Here is a 25,652-nt window from a genome sequence, read left to right as displayed (position 1 = left end):
CTCTTTGCATCTCGTGACGGCGGCAATCAGGCGTTGCCCTGAGTCTTGAGCTTGAGTTCGGCGGCGAAATTGAGCATCCGGTCGAGGGGGATCAAGGCTTTGACCCGCAGATCTTCGTCGACATGGATCTCGTGGCGCTCGGCACCGTCGGTGAGGGCCTCCTTGATCGCCACCAGACCGTTCATCGCCATCCAGGGGCAGTGGGCGCAACTGCGGCAGGTAGCGCCATCGCCACCGGTCGGTGCTTCCACCATCTCTTTCTCCGGACAAGCTTGCTGCATCTTGTAGAAGATGCCCCGATCGGTCGCCACGATCAGCTTCTGCTGGGGCAGCTCTTTGGCCGCCTTGATCAGCTGGCTTGTGGAGCCCACCGCATCGGCCAGCTCAATCACCGAGGCGGGGGATTCCGGATGAACCAGCACGGCGGCGTCAGGATTCTGCTCTTTCAGCTCGCGTAGGGCGCGGGCCTTGAACTCATCGTGGACGATGCAGTGGCCCTGCCAGCGCAGCATCTGCGCCCCGGTCTTCTTCTCAATATAGGCACCCAGATGGCGATCCGGGCCCCAGATGATCTTGTGACCCAGACTGTCGAGGTGTTCGACGATCTCCAGCGCGATGCTGGAGGTAACGACCCAGTCAGCCCGTGCTTTGACCGCAGCCGAGGTATTGGCGTAGACCACCACGGTATGATCCGGGTTGGCATCGCAGAAGGCGGAAAACTGCTCGATGGGGCAGCCCAGATCGAGGGAGCATTCGGCCTCCAGAGTCGGCATCAGCACCCGTTTGTGGGGGCTCAGGATCTTGGAGGTCTCCCCCATGAAGCGCACCCCGGCGACGATCAGGGTCTGCGCCTCGTGATCGCGGCCAAAGCGGGCCATCTCCAGCGAGTCACCGACGAAACCGCCGGTGGCTTCGGCTAGCGCCTGGATCTCGGGATCCGTGTAGTAGTGGGCGACCAGTACCGCTTTGCGCTCCTTGAGTAGCGCCTTGATTTCTGTGGTCAAGGTCGTTCTCTGCTCGGCACTCAGGGGAAGAGGTTTGGCCGGAAAGGGGTAGTCCATCGCGACTACCGGCGGGACACTGCTCAGTGCATTGCTCATTGCGACTGTTCCATCAACGCTCGGGAAGGCCAAAATTATAACCAGAAGCCGGTGACAAACCCATCACAAATCCGGTGTGCTGCAAGTGGACGAATATACTCAACTTATTCGTTGTCATATTGCCATAAGGAGTTGTCGTATGAAGCAACGTTCCCTCAAGTTCAAGTTGTTGTCTCTGACCATGGGGCTGTTTCTGTTGACCGGGCTGGCCATGACCCTGTTGCAATCGGCTTCTTTCAGTTCCCTTCGCAATATGGTGATGACCCAGACCAGCGATGCACTGGAAGAGGAGGTCTCCCGCAGTCTGCAGTATCAGGCAGAGCGCTATGCCATCCAGATTGCTTCGCTGATGCAGAACTCCTACCAAATCCCCCTGACCGTGACCGCCCAGATTGAAGCAGCCATGGCCAAACCGGAACAGCGCTTGTCGCGGCCTCAAGTGGAGTCGTTGCTCGGCAGCAGCCTGCAGCAGGCGAGCGGGATCAGCTCCATCTATGCCCAGTTTGAACCGAACGGCTACGATGGCGAGGATGCCAACTGGGTGGCCGGAGCCAGCCACTCGGTGGCGGGCAAGGGGAGTCTGGAGGTCTATTTCACCAAGGATCAGGGAGGGGCCGTCGCCCAGCAAGCGGTGGACGCCGCCGCCAGCGAGGCCAAGTTTGATACCTCCCTCAACGAGTTCGGCATTCGCAACAGCGAGTGGTATCTCTGTGGTCGCGATACCCGTCAGCCCTGCCTGATGGAGCCTTACCTTTACGAAATCAGTCCGGGAAACAAGATGCTGATGACCAGTCTCACGGTGCCCGTGCTGCGTGACGGTAAGTTTGTCGGGCTGGCCGGGGTGGATATGAACCTGCCCATCTTCCAGCAACTGGCTGAAAACCTTGGCAAGAGCCTCTATGACAACAAGGCGGATGTGACTCTGGTCAGCAAGATGGGGCTGATTGTGGGCAGCAACCGCTATGCCGACAAGCTGGGCCGTCCACTCAAGGAGGTGGGCCTGATCCTGCCTGACGGTCAGCCGGTCAGCAGCGACAGTGACTTTATTCTTCATCAGCCCATCCGGGTTGAGGCAGCCAATACCCAGTGGTGGTTGCTGATCAAGGTGCCCAAGGCGCTGGCGCTGAGCAAGGCGCACGCCATCAGCAATGAACTGGGCACCCTGCTGGTGGATGCCCAGCGGCAGCAGATCATCGCCATGGGCGGGATTACCCTGTTGGTGCTGGGGCTGCTGGTCTGGTTTATCCAGACCATCACAGCGCCACTTTCTCTTATCAGCCGCCATGTGGGCCATCTCTCCAGCAACGAGGGGGACCTGACCCAGCAGATGGAGATCGACACCCATCAGGAGCTGATCGATCTGGGTTCTCAGCTCAATGCCTTCCTCGGCAAGCTGCGGGGCATGGTGCAAATGAGCAAGGGGATTGGCCAGCAGGTCTACCAGCAGGCGCGGGAGATGAAACATACCGCCGACACCATGCGCAACAGTCTGGACGAGCAGAATCTGGAGCTGGAGAGCGTGGTGAGCGCCATGCATCAGATGAGCACCACGGCAGTCAGCGTGGCGGGTTATGCCGAGCAGGCGGCGCAGGAGTCGGAAGCGGCGACCCACCACATCAATACCGCACAGCAGACCCTCAGCAACGCCCGCAACGAGATCCATACTCTGGTCGGCGATATGCATGAGGCGGACAAGGCGGTGGCGCTGGTGGCCCAGCGCAGCACCAATATCAGCAGGATCCTCGATGTGATCCGCGCCATTGCCGAGCAGACCAATCTGCTGGCCCTCAACGCCGCCATCGAAGCGGCACGAGCGGGTGATATGGGCCGTGGCTTTGCGGTGGTGGCGGATGAGGTACGGGCGCTGGCCAACAAGACCCGTGAATCGACCGACGAGATTGGCCAGCTGATTGGTAGCCTGCAAACAGAGGTGAGCAGCAGTCAACGTCTGATGAATACCGGCATCGAGCGCTCCACTACCACGGTGCAGGGAACCGAGCAGGCGTTCGAGGCACTCAATCGGGTGGTGGCCCAGATCCAGCAGATCCATGACCACATCAGTCAGGTGGCTACCGCCGCCGAGCAGCAGAGCGCCGTCAGTGACGATATCAACAAGAATTTGATGCGGATTGGTGATACCGCCAACGTGATCGGGCAAGAGGCCACCTCCAGCCATCAACTGAGCGAAGCGCTGGAGCAAGCGGCCACGGCGCTCGCCAGTCAGCTCGATCGGCTGCGTACCTGAGTGGCAGCCAGAGAGACAAAAGCCCGCGAGCGATCGCGGGCTTTTTTATGACTCGATGGCAGAGTTGCGTCAGTTGCGGGGTTCAACCAGCAGGATGTGGGAGTCGGCCCCGACCACCCTGACCTTGCTGCCCGCAGGCAGCGACTCGTCACAGCGCACCGTCCAGACCGTGTCGTCCAGATGCACCCGGCTGGTGCCTTGGGTCACATCATCCAGAAGGGTCAGCTCGCGGCCCATATAACTCTGCATCCGCTCGTTGATGGTGCTGGCGGCATCCTGACCCGAGTTGTCGCGCTGGTGCTGCCAGCGCCACCAGGCCCAGGTGGTGAGCAGGGATTGTACCGCAAACAGCAGCAGCTGCGCCTGCCAGCCAAAGGGCCAGATCAGCAGCAGTAGCCCCACTTCCAGCGCGGCGATGCCGGTCCAGAGCAAAAAGCCCACCGAGCCGAGCACCTCGATGGCCAGCAGAATGAAGCCGAGCCCCAGCCAGTGCCAGTGGGTCAGCCCCTCTAACAGGGCTGTCATGACTTGCTGCCCTTGCCATCTTTGCTGAACAGCTCGGCCATGCCAGCCACAGATCCAATCAGGCTGCCCGCTTCCAGCGGCATCATGATGATCTTGCTGTTGGGGCCTTCGCCGATGCGGGCAAGTGCCTCGGTATATTTCTGGGCCACGAAGTAGTTGATGGCCTGCAGGTCTCCTTCCGCAATCGCCTGGGAAACCATGTGGGTTGCCTTGGCTTCCGCTTCGGCAGCCCGCTCCCGCGCTTCGGCGGCGAGGAAGGCGGCCTGACGCTCACCCTCGGCCTTGAGGATCTGGGACTGTTTCTCCCCTTCCGCTTTCAGGATCTTGGACTGGCGCACCCCTTCGGCCTCCAGCACCTCAGCCCGTTTCTGACGCTCAGCCTTCATCTGGGCGTTCATCGCCTCGACCAGTGCCAGCGGCGGGCGCACATCTTTAATCTCGATGCGGGTCACCTTGATGCCCCAGGGGGCGGTGGCGGCATCCATGGTGCGCAGCAGCTTCTCGTTGATGGTGTCGCGCTGGGAGAGCATCTCGTCCAGCTCCATGGCGCCGAGCACGGTCCGCATATTGGTCATGGTGAGATTGCGGATGGCGCTGGTGAGATCGTTGACCTCATAACCCGCTTTGCGGGCATCCACCACCTGCACGAAGCTGATGGCGTCGATGGTGACGTTGGCGTTGTCGCGGGAGATCACCTCTTGTGCCGGGATGTCCAGCACCTGCTCCATCATGATGATCTTGTGGCCGACCCGATCCACGTAGGGGATCAACAGGTTGAGGCCCGGGGTCAGAGTGCGGGTGTAGCGGCCGAAGCGCTCCACCGTCCAGTTGTAGCCCTGGGGCACGATCTTGATGCCCGCGCTCAGGGTGGCGAGCACCAGGAACACGAAAATCCCTAGCACAATCAATGATTCATTCATCATTTAGCTCCTTATGAAACACAGTCCCTAGCCTATGGTCTGGCGTCAGGTACCACAAGTGACTTTGTACGCCTTTGTCATGAATTGGGTTTGCTAATTACCAAAACGCATTAAAAAGCATTTTTTATTATTTTGAGGGATAAGCTGCCCTGCCTATAGTCGCCCCATATTAGTCGTGTTCCGAGGGATGGGCCGAAATGGATTATTTACCTATGTTTGCCAAGTTGGAAGGCCGCCCGGTACTGCTGGTGGGCGGGGGCGAGGTTGCCCTGCGCAAGGCGCGCCTGCTGCTGGCAGCCGGTGCCCGGCTGACCCTGGTCTCCCCGGAGCTTGAACCGGAATTTGCGGAATTCACCGGTCGTTTCACCCATCTGGCGGAGCGCTTCACCCCGGCCCATCTGGCTGGTCAGATTTTGGTGGTGGCGGCGACCGACAACCTCGAAGTCAACGCACTGGTTTATCAAAGTGCCAATCAGCTGGGTCTGTTCGTCAATGTGGTGGATGACCCCAAACGCTCCAGCTTTATCTTCCCCTCGATCATCGATCGCTCGCCGCTGATGGTGGCGGTCTCCAGCGGCGGCAAGGCGCCGGTGCTAGTGCGCCTCTTGCGCGAGCGGCTGGAGAGCCTGCTACCGCGCCATCTCGGCGGGCTGACCGAGCTCTCCGGTCGGGTCCGTGACAAGGCCAAGCGGGTGCTCTCCTCTATTTCCGATCGCCGCCGCTTCTGGGAGCGGGCCTTTGCCTCCAACACCCTCGCCAGCCTGATTGAAAAAGAGGATTGGCAAGGTGCCGAGCAGTGGCTGAGTGATGGCCTCGACCAGGCGAAAAGCGAAGTGGGCGAGGTGGTGCTGGTCGGCGCGGGCCCCGGCGATCCGGGCCTCTTGACCCTCAAGGCGCTGCAACAGATTCAACAGGCTGAAGTGGTGCTTTACGACCAGCTGGTCTCCGCCGAGATCCTCGATCTGGTGCGCCGCGACGCCACTCTGGTGTCGGTCGGCAAGAAGGCGGGTGCCCACAGCGTGCCGCAGGAGGAGACCAATCGCCTGCTGGTGGAATACGCCAAGGCGGGCAACCGGGTGGTGCGGCTGAAAGGGGGCGATCCCTTTATGTTTGGCCGGGGCGGCGAGGAGCTGGAAGTGCTGGCCGATGAAGGCATCCCCTTCACGGTGGTGCCCGGCATCACGGCTGCTGCCGGTGCTACCGCCTATGCCGGTATTCCGCTGACTCACCGTGATTATGCCCAGAGCGCCGTCTTTATCACTGGCCACTGCCAAAAAGAGGGCAAGGAGCCCGACTGGCAGCAGCTCGCCGCCACCAGTCAGACCCTGGTCATCTACATGGGGCTGATGCGCTCCGAGCATATCCAGCAGCAGCTGGTGGATCACGGCCGAAGCCAAGCCACCCCCATCGCCATCATCGAGCGCGGCACCACATCCCGTCAGCGGGTGCTGACCGGCACGCTGGCCGACTTGGCCGAGCTGGCCAAACAGGCGGTGAGCCCGTCGCTTATCGTCATCGGCGAAGTGGTCGCCCTGCGCGATCGGCTCGCCTGGTTTGGAGAGCAGGGCGGCGAGCAGCTGCGCGCTGACCCGGATCTCGATGGCTGTGACCTCAAGCTGGTGCAGCTGGCCTGACCCGGAAAGAGATATTTGATGCGGCTGCCGGTGCGGCCGCGCACTGAACCACCCAGCGCCTTGAGCAGGCGCATAAGCAATGACCCGAGGACCAACATGGACCGTGAAAGATTGACGCACTTGCAGCAGCTGGAAGCCGAGAGCATCCATATCATCCGCGAGGTGGCTGCCGAATTTGAAAACCCGGTGATGATGTACTCCATCGGCAAGGACTCCTCCGTCATGCTGCATCTGGCCCGCAAGGCCTTCTATCCGGGCAAGATCCCGTTCCCCTTGCTCCACGTCGACACCGACTGGAAGTTCAAGGAGATGATCAAATTCCGCGACGAGACCGCCAAGAAGTACGGGCTGGATCTGATCGTCCACAAGAACCCGGAAGGGCTCGCCATGGGCATCAACCCCTTCGTGCACGGCAGCGGCAAGCACACCGACATCATGAAGACCGAGGGGCTCAAGCAGGCGCTCAACAAATACGGCTTCGACGCTGCTTTCGGTGGCGCCCGTCGCGACGAGGAGAAGTCCCGCGCCAAGGAGCGTGTCTACTCCTTCCGTGACAAGTCTCACCGCTGGGATCCTAAGAACCAGCGTCCGGAGCTGTGGCGGGTCTACAACAGCCAGGTCAACAAGGGGGAGAGCATCCGGGTGTTCCCGCTCTCCAACTGGACCGAGCTGGATATCTGGCAATACATCTATCTGGAAAAGATCGACATAGTGCCGCTCTACTTCGCCGCTTACCGTCCGGTGGTGGAGCGCAACGGCATCAAGATCATGGTGGATGACGATCGTATGCCCATCGGCCCGGAAGACGAAGTGAAGCAGGAGCTGGTGCGTTTCCGTACCCTCGGCTGCTACCCGTTGACCGGTGCCATCGAATCCGATGCCACCACCTTGCCGGAAATTATTGAAGAGATGCTGCTCACCACCTCGAGCGAGCGGCAAGGGCGGCTGATTGACCACGATCAGGCCGGCTCCATGGAGCAGAAGAAGCGTCAGGGATATTTCTAAGGAGTCGTCAGCATGAACAGCCATATTCAGACCGCCATCACCGAACAGGGCATCGAAGCCTATCTGCACGCCCAGCAGCACAAGAGCCTGCTGCGTTTTCTCACCTGCGGCAGCGTGGATGACGGCAAGAGCACCCTTATCGGTCGCCTGCTGCACGACTCCCAGCAGATTTATGAAGATCAGCTCAAAGCGCTGGAGTCCGACAGCCAGAAGCTCGGCACCACCGGCGAGAAGCTGGACCTGGCACTGCTGGTTGACGGCCTGCAAGCGGAGCGCGAGCAGGGCATCACCATTGACGTGGCCTACCGCTATTTCTCCACCGCCAAGCGCAAATTCATCATCTCGGATACCCCGGGCCATGAGCAGTACACCCGCAACATGGCCACCGGCGCTTCCACCTGCGATCTGGCCATCATTCTGATCGATGCCCGCAAAGGCGTGCTGGATCAGACCCGCCGCCACAGCTTTATCGCGAGCCTGCTCGGCATCAAGCAGTTCGTGGTGGCGGTCAACAAGATGGATCTGGTGGAGTTCAGTCAGGAGGTGTTCGAGCGCATCAGTGCCGACTACCGCGAGTTCGCCAAGAAGCTCAGTGTCGACACCATCCATATCGTGCCGGTCTCGGCGCTGGACGGTGACAACGTGGTCAACCCGAGCGACAAGCTGGCTTGGTACGAAGGCGAAACCCTGCTCTCCCTGCTGGAGTCTGCCGAGGTTGAGCGCGAGCTGGAGCGTCATCCGGTGCGCCTGCCGGTGCAGTATGTGAACCGCCCCAACCTCGATTTTCGCGGCTTCGCAGGCACGTTGGCCTCCGGCATTCTGCGGGTGGGCGACAAGCTGGCGGTGCTGCCATCGGGCAAGGAGAGCACAGTGACCCGCATCGTCACCTTCGACGGCGATCTGGAGTACGCCCTGCCGGGTCAGGCCATCACGGTCACCTTCGCCGACGAGATCGATATCAGCCGCGGCGACCTGCTGGTGGATGCCGCCAAGCGGCCGCAAGTGACCCAGAATGTGCTGGCCCATATCGTCTGGATGGGGGAGGAGTCCCTGCAACCGGGCCGGGTCTACGACGTCAAGCTGGCCACCAAGAAGAGTCGCGGTCAGGTGGAGGCTATCCGCCACCGCATCGAGATCAACAAGCTCGACGAGTTGCCTGCGAGCGAGCTCAAGCTCAACGAGATTGGCCTGTGCGAGCTGAGCCTCACCGACCCGGTGGCGTTCGACCCGTATCAGGAGATCCGCGATACCGGCAGCTTTATCCTGATCGACCGGCTGACCAACGTCACCGTCGGCGCCGGCATGATAGTGGAAGGCTTGGCGGCCAAAGCGGTAAAAGGGCACTACAGCGAGTTCGAAATCGAGCTAAACGCCCTGGTGCGCAAGCACTTCCCGCACTGGCAAGCCCTTGCCATCGGTAACGACACAAGCAAGGAGTAAGCCCATGACCTGGCAACAATTCCTGGTGCTGGGTCTGCTGGCTGCTCTCGTGGCCCTGCTGATCCAGGGCAAACTCCGCCCGGCGCTGCTCTTCTCGGGCGCCGTGCTCATTACCTACCTGAGCGGGCTGGCGGATATCAATGCCGTGGTGGCGGGTTACACCAACAGTGCCCTGCTGACGCTGGTGCTGTTGCTGCTGGTGTCGTTGGCGGTGGAGAAGACCCGCATCATGAGCTGGTTCGCCAATCTGGTGGGCACGGGTTCATTCAACAAGGTGCTGGTGAAGGTGTGGTTCTCCACCGCCTTCCTGTCTGCCTTCGTCAACAACACCGCCGTGGTGGCCTCCATGCTGGGAGCGGTCAAACGCAACCCCAACCATGCGCCATCGCGGCTGCTGCTGCCCATGTGCTTCGCGGCCACTTTTGGCGGGGTGCTGACCCTGATCGGCACCTCCACCAACCTGATCGTCAACAGCTTCCTCATCAAGATGGGGGTACCGCCGCTCGGCATGTTCGACTTCTTTATGGTGGGGGCGGGTACCCTGCTGACCGGTCTGGTGGCCGTGCTGCTGTTTGCCCGTCACCTGCCGGAGCAGGATACCGAGATGAGCCGCGAATCCGGCTACTTTCTCGAAGCCAAGGTGGGCGCCGGTTCGCCGCTGGCGGGGCGCAGCGTCAAGGAGAACGGCCTGCGCAGCCTGAAAAGCCTCTATCTGGCGGAAATCATTCGCGGCGAGCAGGTGATCTGCCCGGTGCAGCCGGAACACGAGCTGCACGAAGGGGATGTGCTGCTCTTTTGCGGCGATGTGGAGAGCGTCGGCGTGTTGCAGGAGATGAAGGGGCTGGATCTCTACGGCCAGCACCGCCTCAACGGCCAGCATCTGGTGGAGGTGATCGTCAGCCACAGCTCGCGGCTGGTGGGTCAGACCATCAAGGATGCCGAATTTCGCACCCACTTCGATGCGGTGGTGCTGGCGGTGCGCCGCGGCGAAACCCAGCTCACCGGTGGCCTCGGCCAGATTGAGCTGCATGCCGGTGACACCTTGCTGCTGGCCCCCGGCCCCCAGTTTGCCCGCAACAAATCGTTGGGGCGGGAGTTTGTGGTGGTGAGCGGGCTGGAGGCCTCCACCCGCCTCGATGGCAAGCGCAGCGCTGCCGTGGTGCTGGGCTTTCTCGGGGTGTTGGCGCTCTCGGTATTCGATCTGGTGCCGCTGTTCAAGGGCTTGCTGCTGATGCTGGTGGCGCTGCTGCTCACCCGCATTCTGACCCTGGACGAGATCCGCCGCCGCTTTCCGCTGGATATCTGGTTGGTGGTGGGCGGGGCGCTCGCCATCGCCGATCAGCTGGAAAAGAGCGGGCTGGCCAAGCTTATCGCCGACTGGCTGATGGGGGAGTTCAATGGTGCCAGCCCCATCATCGCCTTTATCGGTATCTATGTGTTTACGCTGGTGCTGACCGAGCTGATGAGCAACAACGCGGCGGCCGCGCTGGCTTTCCCCATGGGTTACCAGCTGGCGCTCAGCATGGATGTCTCGACCATGCCGTTTATTCTGGCGGTGCTGTTCGGGGCCAGCTCCAGTTTTATCCTCCCCTACGGCTACCAGACCAACCTGATGGTCTATGCCGCGGGCAACTACAAGATGCCGGACTACCTCAAGCTGGCCCTGCCGGTCTCGCTGGCCTATAGCCTCGGGGTGATTGTGATGGTGCCCCTGCTGTTTCCGTTTTAAGACGTGAGCGCCTTTCAAGGGTGTTGGGTGAGCAATGCCATGGCACCAGTACGTTGTCGGCTGATAGTCCGAGGCGGCTCCCCGTGGGGCCGGACAGTTTAAGTTTTGAGGCGTAAGCGCCAATCAAGGCGTGTTGGATGAGTAATGCCATGGCATCAGCACGTTGTCGGCTGATAGCCCGAGGCGGCTCCCCGTGGTGCCGGACAGTTTAAGTTTTGAGGCGTGAGCGCCAAGCAAGGAGTGTTGGATGAGCAATATCGTGTGGCACAAGCATACCGTGGACAAACAGAGCCGGGCCGAATTGAAGGGGCAAAAGCCGTTGGTGATCTGGTTTACCGGGCTCTCCGGGGCGGGTAAATCGACCCTGGCGGGGGCGCTGGAGCAGGCGCTGGCGGCACAAGGCAAACACACCTATCTGCTCGATGGCGACAATGTGCGCCACGGTCTCTGTGGCGATCTCGGTTTCGATGATGCTGCGCGGCAGGAGAATATCCGCCGGGTCGGCGAGGTGGCAAAACTGATGGTGGATGCGGGCCTTATCGTGCTCACCGCCTTTATCTCGCCGTTCCGTGCCGAGCGGGCGCTGGTGCGCAGCCTCTTGGGCGAAGGGGAGTTTGTCGAAGTCTTTGTCGATGCGCCGCTCGCCATCTGTGAAGAGCGCGATCCCAAGGGGCTCTATAAAAAGGCGCGGGCAGGGGAAATTACGAATTTTACCGGTATCGACTCCGCCTACGAGGCACCGGAAAATCCAGAAATCCATCTGCTTAATGCCGGTAAAGCGGTGGAAGAGCTGGTGGAGGAATTGATTACTGCTTTAAGGCTGCGGGGGTTGATCGATTAAGGTCTATTGTTTGGACGCATTTTTGATAAACAAGGGGGCATTGGCCCCTTGTTATACCTTTAGTCAACATGCATTGCAGTCTCAGCATATTCTTTTAGCGCCTTTTTCGCCTTTTCGAATCTGGCTTTAGCATGGAGATCATCGCTATGAGTTTTTAAATACTCTTCTAAAAATTTAACCTCAATATGAACAAGATCAATTCTGAGCCGCTGAAGCCAGTTTGGTGTTCCGAGATTATGTGATTCCCAATTCCTGTTTTCAAAAGGATTTTCATAATATGGAATATCACTGAACAACTCAGGAGGTATACCCTTTTTAATTAAGAGTGCTGCAAAGTCTGATTTTAGTTCTTCATCACTCTTATGAAATGACTCTAGAAGGAGCTCAATACCATTAACAGCATCATAAGCACTAGCGATCACATCAAAGAAACTATTCCTGCCATTTACATCCATCGCTAATCCGCTATCTGAAAATATGTGATCAAATTTATTAAGGCGTTCTATGTCAGACCAATATTTTCCCATTTCATAAGAGAGCTTTGTAAGTTCCGACTCATCAATGTTGAAGTCAGACTTAAGAAATAACTGCTCATGCTCTCTTTTTATCTGTAAGAGCCTGTCTACTGGATACTCTTCAATATCATCAGTTTCAATATGATGTGGATAGCATAAAATCAGTAGGTTTTCGTAGCTTCTTCTATGCTCGTCATTTCCATCTGGATTAAATCGTTCCCCACCCTCCGAGGCAGCTTCAATATGACAAACTTGTGCAATGAATTTATTCTTGTCATTGATCAATGGCTGAGTGCAACCTGGAAAGGCACATTGATTTCCAGATCTAGCGAAGAGTGCTCTCAACACATCAGTTTTTGGTGCTAGGCGTGCCATTTTATTCCTTCAGTTTGCTCTGACATATAACGTTTGGTTAAGGGAGTGACAACGAAAAATGTTGAAGTGAAATCTGGGACAGTAAATTCTGGGACACCCACCTTTATGTTGACCCTTGACCCTTGACCCACCTCACCGAAGCCGATATTAACGCCGAAAGGGGGGCTTCCGATCTTTGCTTATGTGGTGGCGGGTTTATTCGCGATAGTCCGAATACACTGCACTACTCGAACATACTGGCTAAAGTATCGCAAACAGGACATCGGTTTGAGGCCTGTGTTAGGTAATAACTAGAATTTTATAAGTTGAACACTAAAATAACTCTTGAACATTTTTTAGCGCTCTTTTGTGAAAATATTGCGGATATAAAATCGTGCTATAGCAAATACATGGTATATCCTTGCTTTAATCTTGCTGTCGAACGTTTCTTCAAAAGGTACTCGATAGCTAACCGAGCCAGTACCTATATGAACAATGTCAATGTTACGTACTTTCAATAAGTGATAACCGTGAGATGTTTGAGTTGAAATCACAAACTTATCTGAATCGACGCTAATTGGCTTATCATAATCTATCTTTATCGAGCTGTCTGCATAAGCATCTATTTCATGTTCATCTTGAGTTTGGAATAAAAAATCATTGTAATCCAACATCTGTACTATTTCGGGGCAATAGTTATTCTTCTGTGATACTTGAAACGTCACTTTCGTGAAGCATTTAAGGTTCTTAACTTTGACTGGATACGCTTGGCGGTTAATAAAGTAGAGGAAAAATGTCGTAGAGTCTTTCTTTTTATGCACCAATACTCTTTTTATTTTCAATGGCTGAAGTCTACTTCGATACCAAGCGATAAGGACTGATACAATCGCTACAAGCGATGCCACTGAGCTAAGTACATCTACAAAATCCTCGAAACTCAAATTTCACCTCTGTATTGATCTCGTATGTTGGGCTAAAAATCGTAGGTTGGTGCTAAACGAAGTGAAGCCCAACGTTTACTGCGAAACGTATCTGCAAATTTGTTTTACCGATCGACCCAACCCATGTTTATTCCGCTCTGGTTGAGGTGATCATGTTCATCTGTTGGGCTTCGCTACGCTCTGCACCAACCAGCAAAAACCACGCTACCGCCCCTGAATGTCAGCCTCCAGTCTGCTGCTTGTTACCTGCGTTTTGGCACTGATTTGGCTCATGGCTGACTCCTGCGCGAGGTTGCCAAGCGGCTATGTTACCGAACGGGGCTGGGGTGAAAAGCGCAAGCGGGCCGTTTCCTGAGCAAGATCAACAAATTAATCAGTAACGGGCTGCGATATAGCCGTGCAACAGCAACAGCCCATCAGCGCAGAGGGAAATCGGACAGTGAAGCGAGGATGTCGCCATCTTGCTGGTGGGCATTAAAAAACCCTATGGGCCCAAAGGCCCATAGGGTTTTTCTGCGGTGATTGTTTGGGTAGTGGTTATCTGGCTTGGCGTACCGGCACGGCGCGGGTGGTGGCCACTTCGTAGCGGCTTTGGCTTGCCGGAGCCCCCTTCTGGAACTGGCGTACCAGCCGGTCGAGATCGCTCAACTGGTTGACCAGCTGGGTGATGCCGTGCACCGCGTGCTGGCTGCCGACGCTGGAGTCATCGGCCAGGGTCTTGATGCTGAGCACGTTGCGGTTGATCTCGGCGGTGACGTGGGACTGCTCCTGCACCGCCTGGGCAATCTGGCTGCTGCCGGAGGCGACCTGCTGCAACATGTTGTTGATTTGCTGGAGTATGGTGCCGGTCGCGGTGGCCTTCTGCTGGCAACTGTCGGCAAGTTGGCAGCCCTTCTCCATCGCCTGCTCAGCCTCGCCAGAGCTGTTTTGCAGCTCGGTGATCATCTTCTGGATCTCGCTGGTCGAGGATTGGGTCTTGATGGCGAGGGTGCGGATCTCGTCGGCCACTACCGAGAAGCCGCGACCCGCTTCGCCAGCCCGGGCCGCTTCAATGGCGGCGTTGAGGGCCAGCAGGTTGGTCTGGTTGGCGATGTTGTTGATCACATCGAGGATGCCGTCGATATCGCGGCAGTGGCCGACCAGCGCACTGATCACGCTCTTGGAGGTGATCAGTTCGCTGTTCATGCCCGCCACGGCAGCCACGGTTTCGGCCACGCTACTGTTGCCGCTCTTGAACAGCACGGCCGTTTCATCCAGCAGGCTGGAGGAGTCAGTCGAACTTTGTGACACCTCGCGAATGGATTCCGACATCTCGGTCACGGCGGTCGCTACCTGATTGGTTTCGGCCTGCTGCTGTTGCAGGTTGTCGGTGATGGATTCGGCGTTGCGCAGATCTCCCTCGGCGGCCTGCAGGATCTTGCTGCAAGTCTGTTGGGTGCGGGCCAGCACGGCGTTGAACTCGGCCTGATTCATCACCATCGAGAGTTCGATGGCGGCGATATTGTCCACCTTGTTGGTGTAGAGCAGCTGCATCAGCGGGTTGTCAAAGCGGCTGCGGGCCATCTTGTTGAGCTTGCCGAGGCGGCGGGAGAGGGCATTCAGGGTGATGGCCGCTATCGCCAGCGGCAGGGCGGCCAGCGCCAGTTGCCAGTTCATGTCGTGGTTGTAGCCCAGGGCAAACATGGCGAGCAGGCTCAGCAGCAGACAGAGGTTGATGGCCAGGGTATGGGAGAAGGTGGGCAACTTGAGCGCCAGCGGCAGCTTGTTGTTGCGAAGGTCGGCATAGACCTTCTCGGCCCGCTGTTTGATCTCCTCGCTCGGGGCGGTGCGCACAGACTGATACTCCACCACCCGGCCGCTGGCATCCTTGATGGGGGTGACAAAGGCGCTGACCCAGTAGTGATCGCCATTCTTGCAGCGATTTTTCACCGGCCCCATCCAGCTCTTGCCATCCCTGATGTGACCCCACAGATCGGCAAAGGCCTGTTTCGGCATGTCAGGATGGCGCACCAGATTGTGGTGTTCCCCCTTCAGCTCGTCGAGCGAGAAGCCTGCAATATCGCAGAACTCATCGTTGGCGTAGGTGATGCGGCTCTCCAGATCCGTGGTGGAGATCAGGCTCTGGTGGTCTGGATAGAGACGTTCTCTTTGGGTAACCGGTTGATTGATTCTCATGGCCTTGCTCCCGAGCTGTGGTGGTTAAATTTTGATCTGCGTCAAGACATGTGCAAAGGGCGGGCCAGCTGGCAAAAACTAATGATTGATGTGTTATTAGCGAGGTTTGGAGAGGAAAAACGCGTGGTTGTTTGCAATATGCAATGGATCTGACGGGGTGTGCCTCTGCGGCATCTGCAATTTGCAACCTATTCTGGGCAAGCCCATAAGCTTGGAGCCAGCAGCTGGATGCGAAGGAAGCATGAACCGACGGGGCATCCGCTGCCCCGCCAGAGATCAGGGGAGAGGGTCGGGAGCGGGTGCGGAGGGGGCGCTGACGAGCTGCATCACTTCAATCTGGATACCCTGCACCAGCACGGTTTTCAGATCCTGCAGGTACTCCTCCAGCGGCGACTCTTGCAGCAGCTGGGCGAGCTCGTTGCCCACCGGGGTGAGGCGGTAGTAGAGCAGGGTGATGTTGTTCTGCTTGCACTGCAGCCGCCAGCGCTGGTTGCCGAACTCCAGCTCGACCCCATCGGCGGGCAGCGGGCCGGACTCCAGCTCCGCGCGATGCAGCAGCCCGAGCTCAAACAGTTGCAGCAGGGCGTTGTAGGGCAGTCGGTATTTGCCAAGGCCAAGGCGCGTTGCCTTGGCACGACTCAGCAGGCTGGCCCCCTTGTGCAGCCCCAGCAGCAGTCGCTGCTCGTCGCTGCCGGTGTAGTGGCAAGTCAGTGAGCAGATACGTTGGAACAGCTGGGCCTCGCGCTGGGTCATCTCTTTGAGGGTGGCGAGCGCCCGAATGGAGAAGCGGCCCGGGGTGGCGACTTCCAGCGCGAAGATCCGCCCCCACAGCTGCTGCATCGGCACCATGCTGATATCTTCCGCCAGTTGCAGGAAGCGGGTCAGCCAATCACTGTCCATCTCGCCACCGGCCGCGGTCTCTTCGCAGTGGCGGGAGGCCATCACCATGATGGCTTCCAGATTGCGCTGGCGGGCGGCCTGATCCGCCAGATGGCGAAAGGTGGCGCGCTGCTCGAAGGTGCTGTCGGTATTGCGGGTGAGCATGCCGTCGATGCCGCGGCTGCGGGCCAGGCGCAGGGTCTGCTCCTGGCTGCTCAGGATCGAACTCTCTTTCTTCGGGGGGGGGAGGTCTGCCATGCTGACTCCATTCGCACAGGTTCTGGAGCTGAATGTTACTCCAACCGGGATGCCAAGATAACAAAGCGGCCTCCGTGGAGGCCGCTTTTTTTGCAACGGGAGGATTACTCCTCGTAAACGCTCACCTCGACCGCTTCCATCGAATAGGAGGCGGTGGCCATCTCGTGGCTGGAGCTGACCGTGCGCATCTTGCCCTTGACCCAGATGGCATCCCACAGATCATCCACCGGCGCACCCTTGGGGTAGCTCACATAGATCACCTGATTGGTGGGGGGCGGCGGCACATGGATGCAGGCGCCGAAGTAGGGCACCAGCAGGAAGGCGGTGATCTTCTTGGCATCCCCTTCCAGCGGCACCACGAAGCCCGGAATGCGCACATCCTGGTTGTCCAGCTTCTTGTTTACCCCGCCCACCGGTTGCGGCACCGACATGGGATCTTCGTGATTGACCTGGGGCGGTGGCAGCAGTTTTTCCCCTTCCGGGATGAGCACATCCCAGTCGATGGTCTTGTAATCGGCGGCCAGGGCGGGCAGCACCAGCAGGCTGGCGAGCAGCGCCACAATTTTCCACTTCATCATCTGTCCTTCTGTTTCGATTTTGGGCGTCTCGCTAGACGCGAATGCTCATGCCATCGCTCAAGCTGTAGCGGTAAGCGCGTGCAGCAGGGAGCAGGCCAATCACCATGCCTGCCAGCCAGACTATCCCCAGCAACTGCCACTCGTAGGCGCTCGGAAGCCCCAGACTCAGTTGCAGGCCATAGTGGCTGAGCAGCCAGGGCGAGGCAAGCCCCTGCCCCAGATAGAGCACGGCGACCCCGAGGGCGATGCCGACCGTGGTCAGCGCCATCGCCTCCAGCGCCAGCAGCAGGAACAGGTGGGCAGGGCCCGCGCCGAGGGATCGCAATATGGCGAGCTCCCGGCGTCGCTCGTTAAGCCCCGCCAGCAGGGTAGTCAGCATGCCGATAAGGCCCGCTACCACCACGAAACCGGCGATGACCGACAGCGCGGTTTCCGCCACGCTCATCAGGCTCCACAGCTCCTGCAGGGCGGCCCCCGGCAGGATCGCCATCAGCGGCTCTTTGGGATAGGTGTTGACGCTGCGCTGCAGCTGGAACGCCAGAATGCGGTTGCTCAGCCCCACCATAAAGGCGGTGATGGTTTTCGGGGTGAGATCCTGCGCCAGCGCCTGCTCCGGTGTCACGTTCTTGCTGTGGCGGCCGGTGTCCCAACCGAGATGGATCGCCTCGATCCCCGCCAGCGGTACATGGATGGTGCGATCGATGGGCGTACCGGTCGGCGCCAGAATACCCACCACCTTGAACGGCAGATTGTCGTGCTGGCTGAACGAGGTGTTGCCAGCGCCGTGGGCGATGACGATGGATTGGTCGAGGTGATAGCCGAGCTTCTCGGCCACCTGAGCGCCGAGCACCGCTTCAAACGGCGTGTCGAACGGCCGACCTTCCCGCAGTTGCAGCGACTGTTGCTGACCGTACTTCAGGTGGGTGAAGTAGTCGCCATTGGTGCCGAGCACCCGAAATCCCTTGTGGGAGTCACCAAGGGAAAGCGGGATGGTCCAGGCGACGCCCGGTTTCTGTTTGATGGCCTGATAGGAGTCCCACCCCACGTTGTTGGTGGGGTTGCCAATGCGAAACACCGAGTAGAGCAGCAGGTTCACCTGACCGGAGCGGGCGCCAACGATGAGATCGGTGCCCGAGACGGTGTTGGAGAAGCTTTCACGGGCCTGGGTGCGCACCCGCTCCACCCCGAGTAGCAGGGTGACGCTGATGGCGACGGCCAGCAGGGTGAGCCCGGCGGTGAGTCGGCGGGCCCAGAGACTTTGTAGGGCTAGCTTTAGCATGATGCCTTCCGGTTGAGCTGTTGCAGGTTTTCGACCCGCGGGAACAGGGGTTCGAGATAAGGGTCGTGACTGACGAAGATCAGGGTCGAGCCCTGCTTGTCGCACTCCTCGAACAACAGCTTGATAAAGGCCGCCCGGTTGTCGGTGTCGAGGGCCGAGGTGGGCTCGTCGGCGATCACCAGTGGCGGCGAGCCGATCAGCGCCCGTGCGGCAGCAACCCGCTGCTGCTGGCCGATGCTGAGGGCATGGACGGGGCGATGCAGTGCGTCATCCGGCAGTTGCAGCTCCGCCAGCAGGCGGCGCGCCTCCTGCTCCGGACTCCCTTGCAGGCGAGACCGTTTGGCGGGCGAAAAGGTGAGGGCTGCGGTCACGTTGTCCTGCACCGAGAGAAAGGGCAGCAGATTGAACTGCTGGAAGATATAACCCAGATTGGCCGCCCGGAAGTGGTCACGGGCACGGCCAGAGAGCCGGGCCAATGGTTGGCCCAGCACCTCCAGGGTGCCGTGGTTGGCGGTCTGGATCCCGGCCAGCAACCCGAGCAGGGTCGACTTGCCAGAGCCCGACGGGCCCTTGATAAAGACCCGCTCACCCTCGCGGATGGTGAGGGCGGGCAGATCGAGTACAGCGTCGCCACCTGGCCAGGCAAAGGCCAGATCGCGGATCTCAACCACGGCTTTTTTCATGGCGTTACCAGCTCAGCTTGTTGGCGGACGGGGTCAGTTCGGCTGCGGTCTGGCCGGTGGGCAGGATCCCCTGCACGCTCAGCTTTTCAAGGCTCGGATAGACGCTGAACAGGGTCGCCTCAAGACCGGTCAGTTTGGCTGGTGTAGCGCAGGTGTAGGTGTACATGGCGCCCATATCGGCGTGACCCGCTTCGTCATGATCATGGTGGTCTTCATGTTTGTCGCTGGCAGCCTTGTCATGGTCATGGTCATGGTCATGGTCATGGTCATGGTCATGGTCGTGATCATGCTCTTCTTTGGCAGCTTGCAGCTCTTGCAGGGTCAGTTTGCAGCCAGCTGCCGGGTCGAAGCGAAACAGGGCGTCAGGCTGCTGGAGGCGGGCGACCGCTTTGGCATACTGCGCCTTCTCTTCATCGCTCTTGGCGGCGTGCTCGAAGCCCACCAGATCGGCAGCAGGGGCCTGCAGCTCGATCATCAGCTGGTCGCCATCGACCACCAGATTGAGGTGGCCGTGCCCATGCTCGTGGGCGCCATGGCTGTGGCTCTCGTGTTCGTCGTGATTTGCGTGTGCGCCAAAGGCCGCAGCGGCCAGCAACAGAGTAACTGCTTTCATCTTTAATCCTTTTTTCAAAACAAATAGCGAAATTAAACAAAGGGATAGATAAAAACAGAGGCGGGCGGCGCACGGATGGCATAGCTGTGAAACGTGGCGGTATCCGCCGAGCGTTGCATGGTTGCAACGACGGGCAGAACAGAGCTTGAACCGGGGAAACAATAGGGGGTGGCGGTGATGACCTGCTTGCCATCCAGATGGAGGGCGCAAACCAGACAGTGATGGTCGTCGTGGCCGGGCAGGGCGGATTCAAACTGGTGCCGGGCAAGGGCAGGCTGCAGCCATAACCAGCCCAGCAGCAAGATCCAGATTTTCAGCTTGATACGACCCATAGACCCTTATGGAAAGGGCGCCATCAGCGCCCTTTCTCTCTGACTTAGAGATGGGACTTGATGAGCCCCATCACGGTAGCAATGTTGTTGGCATCGAGCTGGCCATCTTTGGCAAACAGCACCTTGCCCTCTTTATCCAGCAGAATGATCGCCGAGCTTTCCGGCGTCAGATCCCAGGCGTTGCGCGCCATGCCCTTGGCATCCAGCACCATGGCGGACCAGGGGAACTCTTTCTTGCTGTCCTCGGCACTGCTCTTCACGAAGCCGGAGGTGCCCCAGATGGCGTCATTGCTGTTGATGACGGTAACGGTCTGGTACTTGTCTTGCGGCAACTTGGCGGCCTTGATCGCCTCGATCATCGGGGCGTTCAGCTCCTTGGCACTGGAGCGGCCGGCAATATGCTGGATCAGGAACACCTTGCCGGTGAGCGAGGTGCTCTGCCACGGCTGGTAGCCGATATCCTTGCCATTCAGTACCAGCTCGCCCTTGTCACTGACATTGACCAGCGGCACCGGGTTGCCATCCTTGAAGTTGTGAGCAAAGACCAGGGATGGCAGCAGCGCCAAAGTAAGTACGAGATGTTTCATCCTGATGACACTCCATTTGTTATGTTATAACGAGTTTCGGATTGAGGGAATGGGCGAGCTTCATCCTAAACTGATCGGATCTGTTTAAGAAGTGTTAAATAAGATCGCAATTCAGAAGCGTCGGCGCCCCGCCAGTCAGGTGGTTGGCTGGCAAGGGCGGCTAGGATGGCATGACATCGATAAAAATCAATGAATTGGCAGCTGGTCTGAGCTGTCTGCGTCAGTAGAGCGACTCGCTGATGAGGGGGATCTTGGCCATGGTCATCTGCTGGGCCAGCAGGGACGAGCCGGTCAGCAGCACATGGCGCTGATTGTTGATCACCACCACATCACCGGGTACGCCACTGTCTGCCGTAATGGCCAGCCAGGCAGGGGAGACGCTGCCGATGCTGATATCCGGATAGATGATGCTGAGCACATATTGCGGGGCCAGCTCTGCCAGCAGGCTGGCCATCAGCAGAGCCTTCTCATCGCTGTCGGCCTTGTTATCTTGCAGTGCCTGCAGCGGCGGCGCGAAGTGATCCAGCTGCTCCGGCTGGGTGGGGATGGCGTTTAGCCACTCTTGCATCAGGCTGACGCTGGTGGCGAGATCCTTGGCGGCAAACTGCTGCGCCAGTGGCTTGAGGTGCCCTTTGAAGTGGTAGAAGAGCTGGGAGTAATCGGGGCGTACGCAAGGCAGTTTGCGATTGGCAGGATGGACGCAGGGTATCACCCTCATCTGGTAGAAGGCATCCTCCTGATACTGTTGGTAGGCTTGCCAGAATAGCAGCGACTCCATGCTGTCGTCCCGCAGGGTGAAGGCCTGCTCCAGATTGCGAAACTTGGTAGCTGTCTCGGGGCTGCTCTGATTGATCAGGTTGATGCTGTTGTAGAGCCGTGGGCTGATATAGGCGTAAAGGGTCTCCAGCGGATTGGTGAGAGAGGCCTTCAGCAGGCTCATCTCGTGGCGACTGGCGGCCATCACCTGATCGTCGGTGGTCAGCTGGAAGTGCTTGCGCTGGCCATCGGTGGATTGCCACTGCCAGCTCATGTTGATCTCGCTGGCGTTGCTTGTGGCGCCAAGGGTGGTGTAGAGAGTGAGGCTGAGCAACAGCGCGGGGGTCAGCTTCATGGTGGTGCTTCCTGCCGTGGACGATAATTAACAACTAGGTGAGCCGGCACCACTTTGGTGATGTTTCGTTTTGTGATCTGGATAACAGATTGATGTGACTTTTAATTTAATTGTGAAATTAAGTCACTCTGGAGGGGTTATGAAGCCTTGGATCATAGTGCTGTTTGGGCTGCTCAGCCTGCCAGCCATGGCGGGTCAGGTGATCGTCAACAAGGGGATGTCCGTTGCGGATACCTTTGCCCTGCGTGACCAGCTGGCGCGCGAACACGAATGGCAGGAGTGGCTGCGCTACCAGCAGGCCATCAAGTGGCTGGAGGTGTTGCCGGTCAACTGCGAGCTGATGAGCCAGCCGGGCGGCGGCTATCGCTGTGGCGGTGATTACTATCGTCCCTACCAGAAAGATGGCCGTGAAATATACATTCAGGGCAATCCTGCCGAAGATGCGGCCGGTCAGCTGCCGCAAACACCGACAAAAAAGGCGCCATAAGGCGCCTTTTTTACAAACCGAGTGATGCTTACTTGGCAGCGTAACGCTCGGCAGAGGTTTTGATCTCGGCTTCGGCAGCGGCCTTGTCGCCCCAACCTTCCACCTTGACCCATTTGCCCGCTTCCAGCTCTTTGTAGCGCTCGAAGAAGTGCTGGATCTGGGCTTTCAGCAGTTCCGGCAGATCGTTCACATCCTGGATGTGGTCGTACTGCTTGGTCAGCTTGGAGTGCGGCACGGCAACGATCTTGGCATCTTCGCCAGATTCGTCGGTCATCTTCAGCACGCCAACCGGGCGGCAGCGAATGACGGAGCCGGCCAGCAGCGGGTAGGGGGTCGGAACCAGTACGTCGACGGGGTCACCATCCAGAGAGAGGGTCGCGTTCACGTAGCCGTAGTTGCACGGATAGAACATCGGGGTAGACATGAAGCGATCAACGAAAATAGCACCGCTGTCCTTGTCGACTTCGTATTTGATCGGGTCGGCATTCTGCGGGATTTCGATGATGACATAGATATCGTCGGGCAGGCTCTTGCCAGCCGGTACCAGGTTCAGGCTCATGATAATTCCTTCGTTGTTAGTATCAGGTTTGCAGGCCGATATTATAGCGATGTGATGTTAAATGACCATATTTCAGCGGCTATCGCTAACAAAGAAGGGGGATGTTTCCTGTTTGCGGCGCGTTGATGTGTGCGGGATGCAACAAAACGGCTGTTTTGATGCCCTGCCGCTGACCTTGGTCACCGGCAGGGCATGTGGAGTTGCGAGCAACGAGGGTCAGAGCGAGTAGGGGAGTCTCGATTCGTTGACCAGTCGCGACAGGGCTGTCACTACATGAGGGTCAAACTGGGTGCCGGAGCGGGACTGGATATACTCCATGGTTTGCGCCAGCGTCCAGGGTTCTTTGTAGGGGCGCTTGCTGAGCAGGGCATCGAATACATCGACCACCGCCACAATCCTCGCCGACAGGGGGATCTGCTGGCCTGCCAGCTGCTGCGGGTAGCCTTTACCATCGAAGTGCTCATGGTGGCCCCGGGCGATCTCTGCCCCCAGCGAGAGGTAGCTGGTTCCCTCCACCATTTCGCCCGCCTTGTGCAGGATATTGGCGCCGATACCGGCGTGCTGCTCCATGATGGCCCGTTCTTCCGGGTCGAAACGTCCGGGCTTGTGCAGGATATGATCCGGGGTGCCCACCTTGCCCACATCGTGCAGGATGGAGGCCATGCCGATCATCTCGACAAACTCCGGGGTCAGCTGCTCGGGATAGGCTGCCATCTGCTTCAATTCGGCCACGATGGCATCCGAGAGTTTCTGCACCCGCAAGACATGCTCGCCGGTATCGGAGTCGCGAAACTCTGCCAGCGCCGCCAGCGCCACCACGGTGGCCTCCTGGGCGCGCAGCAGCTGATTGTAGAGATAGAGATTGTCGTAGGCCGCCGAGATGCGCTGACAGAAGACATCCAGCAGGTCGCACTCGAGAGGATCCAGAGGCTGGGTCGGGGTGAAGCTCAACACGAACTCGCGGCCATTCTGGGCGGCGATATAGAGGGAATCCTGAGGGTGTTCAAAGCGGTTGCAGCGCTCGTTTAACGCCTTCATGACCGACTCTTTCAGGGCAGAAAATTCATCAAGGCTCTTCTCCTCCAGCAGCGCCTCGTAGTCTCCGGTTGCCGCCAGGATCTCAAGCCCATGTTCTCCTGGGCGGCGTTCGGCACAGATGGCCCCTTCGGTGCCCACATCGAGAATGGCGCTGATCTGTTTGAGCACGCCGGAAGCAAACTCCTTGAGTGAATGGAGATGGTAGAGATCGCCCGCGCCCTCCAGAATTTTGCCGAGTCCCTGTCGGCTCTTGTCGATGGCGCTGAGGGTTTCGTAGGAGCGAAGGGAGGCGATGACGGTGGTGAAGAGTTTTTGTACCGTCAACTCGGTCTTGGTTTTGTAGTCGTTAATATCGTAATCGAGGATCACCCTTTGTTCCGGTGCCTGACCGGGCTGGCCGGTACGCAGCACGATCCGCACCAGCGAGTTGCGCATCTCGTTGCGGATCCGGTGCACCAGCCGCAAACCGGCATCTTCGGTCTCCATCACCACATCGAGCAGGATCAGGGCAATCCTGGGATTGGCCTCCAGCATGGTGGCGGCTTCAGCACCGCTGTAGGCGTTGAGCAGCTCCAGCGGGCGAGATTTGTACTGAATATTGGAGAGGGCAAGCCGGGTGGCGTGATGAATATCCGGCTCATCATCCACGATCAGCACTTGCCAGGGATTGAGTGCCTTGGGGACCACGACCTCTTCATCATCGAGTTCGATGATGTCGTCATCCAGCCAGATATCGTCCTTGTCTTGGGCACTGCTCATATCGGTTACGCCTCCGGCGCTCAATGAGTATGTGAAGAGTATGCACGATCACCTCTGTCAGGATCATCAGGATAAGCAGATATCGTGAGCTGGCACCGCCTCTTTCATCTTTACTCGAAAGGCTCAAGATAACTCTGGATCGATTTTTTCAACCAGGCCAATACTTTGCCGTGATAGGCATTTTCTGCCAGATAGACGCCATAGTCTCGCCACTGCAGGCTGAACTTGTGCTTCAGGGTCAGCAGGGTGCCTTGTCGCAGCTGGCTCTGGATAAGTGGCGAGGGGAGCACCGCCCAGCCCAGCCCATCGAGGACCGCGTTACGCATCAACTCGAAGCTGGAGAGACCTATATGCTGGCCTCCCACAGGTAGCAGGCTTTTTACAGAAAATTCATCTACATACGAGAGAGTTACCTGGGTGTGATCGGTCAGATCCTGCTGTTTGACCCGCTTCAGTCCGGCCAGCGGATGGCTGGGCGCCACCACCATCAGGGTGCGGATCGGGTTGAGCAGATCGATGTTGAGGCCGCTGCGCTCCTGATCCTCGGTAATAAGGCCAAATGCGGCATCGACGAACCCCTCTTCAACCAGCGCTGGCAGTTCAGGCGGAGAGGCAAGCACCAGCGAGATACTGGTGCCGGGAAACTGGTTGTGCAGGCTGGCCAGCATCTCGCGCCACACTTGCTCGGGGATGGCGTCATCGCGGGCAACCCGCAGCGCCACTTCGGCACCCGAGGCGTAATGTTTGCACTTCTGCTGCAAGCTGTTGGCCGCCTGTAGCAGGCGAGTGCAATCATCAAGTACCAGCTCGCCGATCTCGGTCAGGCGACTCTGATTGGCTCCTCGTTCGAAAAGTTCGACGCCAAGCTCAACTTCCAGTGCTGCGATGGAGGTGCTGACAGCGCTGCGGCTTTTGCCGAGACGACGGGCGGTGTTGGCTATAGAGCCGCTATTGGCTGACTCTACAAAGAGTTCTATCTGATATAGCTTCATGTTTTACAGACCATGGCGGAGTTTTTCACCATCACCTTAGCGTGCCGAACCAAGGCAAGGCAAACCTGTGGCG

General features: G+C 58.5%; 24 protein-coding genes. 7 read left to right on the top strand and 17 right to left on the bottom strand.

Features of this window, described 5'->3' with window-relative positions:
• Window positions 1-26: 26 nt before the first annotated feature.
• On the bottom strand, window positions 27-1,100 hold the full coding sequence (gene nadA, locus G5380_RS15950) for a quinolinate synthase NadA (RefSeq protein WP_005335706.1): 1,074 nt from the start codon (window positions 1,098-1,100) through the stop codon (window positions 27-29).
• A 139-nt stretch (window positions 1,101-1,239) separates the two neighbouring features.
• Between nadA and G5380_RS15945 the strand changes: the two genes are divergently transcribed.
• Window positions 1,240-3,345, top strand: a complete 2,106-nt coding sequence (locus G5380_RS15945) for a methyl-accepting chemotaxis protein (RefSeq protein WP_421352906.1) — start codon at window positions 1,240-1,242, stop codon at window positions 3,343-3,345.
• Window positions 3,346-3,414: 69 nt separating this feature from the next.
• Here the strand turns inward: G5380_RS15945 and G5380_RS15940 are convergent, their stop codons facing one another.
• Both G5380_RS15940 and G5380_RS15935 read right to left on the bottom strand, forming a co-directional pair.
• Window positions 3,415-3,870 carry an NfeD family protein gene (locus G5380_RS15940; protein WP_005335704.1) on the bottom strand — a complete coding sequence of 152 codons (456 nt, stop codon included), beginning with the start codon at window positions 3,868-3,870 and terminating at the stop codon, window positions 3,415-3,417.
• A complete protein-coding gene (locus G5380_RS15935; RefSeq protein WP_139440736.1) occupies window positions 3,867-4,790 on the bottom strand; it encodes an SPFH domain-containing protein in 924 nt (307 codons plus the stop codon). The genes G5380_RS15940 and G5380_RS15935 overlap by 4 nt, the downstream gene beginning before the upstream one ends.
• 197 nt (window positions 4,791-4,987) lie before the next feature.
• On the opposite strand from G5380_RS15935, the gene cysG reads away from it, so the two are divergent.
• The 5 genes from cysG (at window position 4,988) to cysC (ending at window position 11,439) form a co-directional block, all read left to right on the top strand.
• Window positions 4,988-6,424, top strand: a complete 1,437-nt coding sequence (cysG, locus tag G5380_RS15930) for a siroheme synthase CysG (protein WP_421352905.1) — start codon at window positions 4,988-4,990, stop codon at window positions 6,422-6,424.
• Window positions 6,425-6,496: 72 nt separating this feature from the next.
• Window positions 6,497-7,429 carry a sulfate adenylyltransferase subunit CysD gene (gene cysD / locus G5380_RS15925; protein ID WP_323137704.1) on the top strand — a complete coding sequence of 311 codons (933 nt, stop codon included), beginning with the start codon at window positions 6,497-6,499 and terminating at the stop codon, window positions 7,427-7,429.
• A 12-nt stretch (window positions 7,430-7,441) separates the two neighbouring features.
• On the top strand, window positions 7,442-8,869 hold the full coding sequence (gene cysN / locus G5380_RS15920) for a sulfate adenylyltransferase subunit CysN (RefSeq protein ID WP_421352904.1): 1,428 nt from the start codon (window positions 7,442-7,444) through the stop codon (window positions 8,867-8,869).
• Between the two features lie 4 nt (window positions 8,870-8,873).
• Entirely contained in the window at window positions 8,874-10,598 is a 1,725-nt protein-coding gene (locus G5380_RS15915; RefSeq protein ID WP_167565434.1) for an SLC13 family permease, read from the top strand.
• A 247-nt stretch (window positions 10,599-10,845) separates the two neighbouring features.
• Window positions 10,846-11,439, top strand: coding sequence for an adenylyl-sulfate kinase (gene cysC / locus G5380_RS15910; RefSeq protein WP_421352903.1), 594 nt, complete (start codon window positions 10,846-10,848; stop codon window positions 11,437-11,439).
• 59 nt (window positions 11,440-11,498) lie between these two features.
• On the opposite strand, the gene G5380_RS15905 is transcribed toward cysC, so the two are convergent.
• From G5380_RS15905 to G5380_RS15855, 11 genes are all read right to left on the bottom strand, one after another.
• Window positions 11,499-12,329 (bottom strand): hypothetical protein, encoded by an 831-nt coding sequence (locus G5380_RS15905; protein WP_421352902.1) that lies wholly within the window; start codon window positions 12,327-12,329, stop codon window positions 11,499-11,501.
• A 335-nt stretch (window positions 12,330-12,664) separates the two neighbouring features.
• Entirely contained in the window at window positions 12,665-13,249 is a 585-nt protein-coding gene (locus tag G5380_RS15900) for a hypothetical protein (RefSeq protein WP_421352901.1), read from the bottom strand.
• A 537-nt stretch (window positions 13,250-13,786) separates the two neighbouring features.
• Window positions 13,787-15,424 carry a PAS domain-containing methyl-accepting chemotaxis protein gene (locus G5380_RS15895; protein ID WP_421352900.1) on the bottom strand — a complete coding sequence of 546 codons (1,638 nt, stop codon included), beginning with the start codon at window positions 15,422-15,424 and terminating at the stop codon, window positions 13,787-13,789.
• Between the two features lie 276 nt (window positions 15,425-15,700).
• Window positions 15,701-16,561 (bottom strand): TIGR03899 family protein, encoded by an 861-nt coding sequence (locus tag G5380_RS15890; RefSeq protein ID WP_421352899.1) that lies wholly within the window; start codon window positions 16,559-16,561, stop codon window positions 15,701-15,703.
• 104 nt (window positions 16,562-16,665) lie between these two features.
• The gene (locus G5380_RS15885) at window positions 16,666-17,139 is read right to left on the bottom strand and encodes a DUF3299 domain-containing protein (RefSeq protein ID WP_026034852.1); all 474 of its coding nucleotides are present in this window, start codon (window positions 17,137-17,139) and stop codon (window positions 16,666-16,668) included.
• Window positions 17,140-17,170: 31 nt separating this feature from the next.
• Entirely contained in the window at window positions 17,171-18,418 is a 1,248-nt protein-coding gene (locus G5380_RS15880; RefSeq protein ID WP_421352898.1) for an ABC transporter permease, read from the bottom strand.
• A complete protein-coding gene (locus G5380_RS15875; protein WP_421352897.1) occupies window positions 18,412-19,101 on the bottom strand; it encodes an ABC transporter ATP-binding protein in 690 nt (229 codons plus the stop codon). The genes G5380_RS15880 and G5380_RS15875 overlap by 7 nt, the downstream gene beginning before the upstream one ends.
• A gap of 4 nt (window positions 19,102-19,105) precedes the next feature.
• On the bottom strand, window positions 19,106-19,714 hold the full coding sequence (locus G5380_RS15870) for a DUF2796 domain-containing protein (RefSeq protein WP_421352896.1): 609 nt from the start codon (window positions 19,712-19,714) through the stop codon (window positions 19,106-19,108).
• A 32-nt stretch (window positions 19,715-19,746) separates the two neighbouring features.
• Window positions 19,747-20,046 (bottom strand): DUF2607 family protein, encoded by a 300-nt coding sequence (locus tag G5380_RS15865; RefSeq protein ID WP_139443323.1) that lies wholly within the window; start codon window positions 20,044-20,046, stop codon window positions 19,747-19,749.
• A gap of 44 nt (window positions 20,047-20,090) precedes the next feature.
• A complete protein-coding gene (locus G5380_RS15860) occupies window positions 20,091-20,633 on the bottom strand; it encodes a YtfJ family protein (protein ID WP_005343253.1) in 543 nt (180 codons plus the stop codon).
• Window positions 20,634-20,853: 220 nt separating this feature from the next.
• On the bottom strand, window positions 20,854-21,744 hold the full coding sequence (locus G5380_RS15855; protein ID WP_167557564.1) for a hypothetical protein: 891 nt from the start codon (window positions 21,742-21,744) through the stop codon (window positions 20,854-20,856).
• Between the two features lie 139 nt (window positions 21,745-21,883).
• On the opposite strand from G5380_RS15855, the gene G5380_RS15850 reads away from it, so the two are divergent.
• A complete protein-coding gene (locus tag G5380_RS15850) occupies window positions 21,884-22,231 on the top strand; it encodes a hypothetical protein (RefSeq protein ID WP_216975921.1) in 348 nt (115 codons plus the stop codon).
• 28 nt (window positions 22,232-22,259) lie between these two features.
• On the opposite strand, the gene ppa is transcribed toward G5380_RS15850, so the two are convergent.
• From ppa to G5380_RS15835, 3 genes are all read right to left on the bottom strand, one after another.
• Entirely contained in the window at window positions 22,260-22,790 is a 531-nt protein-coding gene (gene ppa, locus G5380_RS15845) for an inorganic diphosphatase (protein ID WP_005335667.1), read from the bottom strand.
• 216 nt (window positions 22,791-23,006) lie between these two features.
• Window positions 23,007-24,587, bottom strand: a complete 1,581-nt coding sequence (locus G5380_RS15840; protein ID WP_421209619.1) for a DUF3369 domain-containing protein — start codon at window positions 24,585-24,587, stop codon at window positions 23,007-23,009.
• Window positions 24,588-24,697: 110 nt separating this feature from the next.
• A complete protein-coding gene (locus G5380_RS15835; RefSeq protein WP_216979467.1) occupies window positions 24,698-25,579 on the bottom strand; it encodes a LysR family transcriptional regulator in 882 nt (293 codons plus the stop codon).
• Between the last annotated feature and the right edge of the window lie 73 nt (window positions 25,580-25,652).

The organism is Aeromonas sp. 604443, assembly GCF_049170315.1.
Taxonomy (GTDB): domain Bacteria; phylum Pseudomonadota; class Gammaproteobacteria; order Enterobacterales; family Aeromonadaceae; genus Aeromonas; species Aeromonas veronii_A.
The sequence above is the reverse complement of the archived record's forward strand: the minus strand, read 5'-3'. Positions and strand labels throughout refer to the sequence as shown.